This window comes from Candidatus Melainabacteria bacterium RIFOXYA2_FULL_32_9, from assembly GCA_001784615.1.
Taxonomy (GTDB): domain Bacteria; phylum Cyanobacteriota; class Vampirovibrionia; order Gastranaerophilales; family UBA9579; genus UBA9579.
Genome location: MFRQ01000039.1, coordinates 12,651 through 15,991, shown reverse-complemented (window position 1 = coordinate 15,991; position 3,341 = coordinate 12,651). Strand labels below are relative to the sequence as shown.

Here is a 3,341-nt window from a genome sequence, read left to right as displayed (position 1 = left end):
AAGTATATTCAATATTAGAATATGCTGTATCCGTTCCTTCATCTAAATTCTCGGTTATTACATCATTTACATCATCTACATAATAAATATCGTCTCCAGCTTCACCTAATAAGGAATGACTTCCATTATAACCATACAATGTATCATTATCTGCTCCACCATTTAGAGTGCTATTTCCTGAATATATTCCTTCTGCATTATACACATAAAGCATATCATTGCCAGCATCACCATTTAAGATATTGCTTCCATAATATCCATTGATTTCATCATCGCCTAAACCACCATTTAGAGTATTATTCCCTAGATTTCCATCAATATAGTTATCTAATGCATTGCCTGTACCATTAATAGATGAATCTCCCAATAAAATTAAACCTTCTACGTTATCTGATAATGTATAAGTAATGAAGGTACCAATATAATCGGTACCTTCATCAAGATTTTCAGTTACAATATCATTAACATTGTCTACATAATAAACATCATCTCCTGTTCCGCCGGACATGGAGTCGATGTCTATTCCACCATCCAGAGTATCATTGCCTGCCAGACCTGAGATGGAGTTTGCTCCGTCGTTACCTGTCAGAGTGTTGGCATTGGCATTGCCTGTAATGTTTATATCTCCCGAGCCTGTGACGGTTAATTTTTCAACATTAGCAACTAAAGTATAGTTAACACTTGTAATGATCTCATCATAGCCAGCATCTGCATCTTCAGTTACTACATCATTAACATCATCTACATAGTAAATATCATCACCAGTTCCACCAATCATAGTATCCGCACCTGAGCCACCATCTAATGTATCATTACCGGCATAATCAGTTAAATCATTGTTTCCGCTGTTGCCCATTAGATAATTATCTTGATTATTACCTGTAAGTCCATAATTAGAAGTTCCAAGTAGGATCATAGCTTCCACATTGGTAGGAGCAGCAAGTCTTTTATACGTTTCAATATAATCATAACCACCATATATATCCTCAATTATAGTATCAGCGTCAGTATCATTATAAATATAATAAATATCATCTCCTGTTCCACCATAAAGAGTGTCAGAACCATCATTACCTCCGCCTCCTCCATCAAGAGTATCATTTCCTGCATAACCATACAGTGTATTATTGCCACTATTACCTTTAACAACGTTATTACTGCTATTGCCATAACCATTAATATTATTTGAGTCTATTAATGTTAGATTTTCTAAATAATCCCCCAAAGTATATTGAATACTAGATTTAACTGTATCTATTCCTCCCCCTACATATTCAACAATAGCATCTAGAGAATTGTTAACGATATAAGTATCATCTCCAGTACCCCCAATCATACTATCATTACCCATAACCGCCCATATATTATTAATATCATCACCATCAAGAATGTCGTTGCCATCTCCACCATAAATGGTATCACTGCCACTCATTCCTTTAATAGAATCAGCACTTACTGTTCCATTTAATAAATTATTAAAACCATCACCAATAATATCTGCCATTGTAAAACTCCTTCTAAACTCTAAAACCAAACACGTGAATTTTTTATACTGTGTTTTAATAAAAACATGGGGCATTATACCAAAAAGGATGAAAAGTTAATTTCACATATTTTCGGTTTTATAAAGAAAATAGCAAAATTCAAATTTATACATCAAAAAGTGTAAATTTGTATCTGGTTAAAATGGGCTGATTAGGCTAATGATATAATATTAACAACTAACACAGATTTTTAATTAACTAAAATCAACTTATCGGAATTATATGTCTAAACTAACTCAAGATAAACTTTCAGAAGCTTTACAGTGTCATAATACTGGAATGTTGAAGGAAGCTGGTCTTCTTTATGGCCAGATATTACAAGAAGACCCAAATAACCCTGAGGTACTTCATCTTTTTGGCATATTATTAAGTCAAATTGGTGATTTTGATACTGCAATAGCAAGTATACTTCAAGCTGTAGAATTAAATCCTGCAGACAATTATTATTGTAGTCTTGGTAATGTCTGTTTTGATAAAGGAGACACAGATGCAGCATTAAATTGTTATTTAAAGACAATTGAACTGAACCCCAGAAATCTGGAAGCATATAATAACCTTGGAATGGTTTATACAAACAAAGAAATGATAAAAGAGGCCATTGCTTGCTATCAAAAAGCTATTGAAATAAGTCCTAACTGCCCTGAAATATACAACAATCTTGGAACAGTTTTTTTTGAAATCAATGAAATCAAAGAAGCCATAAAATGCTATGAAAAAGCTGTTGAATTAAATTTTTCTTACGTACAAGCATATTTTAATCTCGGAAACGCCTACAAAGGTAACGAGAAACTCAATAAAAAAGTTGAAAACCCCGAATATTTAGATAAAGCTGTTTATTACTACAAAAAAGCACTTGAATTAAAGCCTGACTTTATAGATGCATATATAAACCTTGGAAAAGTATATTTTTACAAAAATGACACAACAGAAGAAATGAATTGCTACAAAAAAGCTCTTGAATTAAACTCTAACTCAGCTGAAATTTATAACAACATTGGAAATCTAAGTAAAGATAACGGCAAAATAGAAGAAGCAATCACATATTTTGAAAAAGCTGCTGAACTTGACCCAAATAATGGTGATGTTTATTCCAATCTTGGAATTTGTTATCTTTCTCTCAAAAACTTTGAAAAAGGATGGAAATATTACCAATGGAGGTTACATGACAGTGAGTTTCATAAAGAAAGAATCGCAAAAATTAAGCAACCATTATGGGATGGCAGCTCTATAAATGGCAAAACCATATATATATACCACGAGCAAGGTTTTGGGGATACTATAAATTTTGTAAGATATCTTCCTTTATTACATTCGTTAGGAGCTAAAGTATTATTTAAACCTCAAAAAGGACTGGAAGAATTATTAAAACAAAGCGATCTTAAAGCAGAAATTATTGATAATTCTACTCCAGATGAATCGATAACCTTTGATACTCACACTTCACTTCTAAATTTGCCTTATTTTTTAAAGGCAAACTCAGAAAATATACCTTTTAGTGAAGGTTATCTAAAATCTGATCCTGAAAAAGTTAGATTCTATAAGGAAAAATATTTTAACAATGACTGCTTTAAACTTGGAATAAACTGGCAATGTAAGAATCTTTATCATATACACCAATACAGATCTATTTCTCACATCAGTTATTTTTATCCATTTACTCAATTTGACAAGGTAAAGGTATATTCATTCCAAAAAGGTTGTGGTACCGACCAGCTTATAGACTTACCAGACGGTATAGAAATAATAAATTTAGGAGATACTTTTAATGATTTTTCTGATACTGCTGCAGCATTAGAA

Annotated in this window: 1 protein-coding gene and 1 pseudogene; one reads left to right on the top strand and one right to left on the bottom strand. The window is 32.1% G+C overall.

Annotation, left to right across the window (positions count from 1 at the left end; all coding sequences use genetic code 11):
• Positions 1-1,504: pseudogene (locus A2255_07995) on the bottom strand (hypothetical protein).
• 262 nt (positions 1,505-1,766) lie between these two features.
• Here A2255_07995 and A2255_07990 point away from each other — a divergent pair.
• Positions 1,767-3,341: hypothetical protein (locus tag A2255_07990; GenBank protein ID OGI22064.1), on the top strand; the 1,575-nt coding region annotated here is incomplete at its 3' end.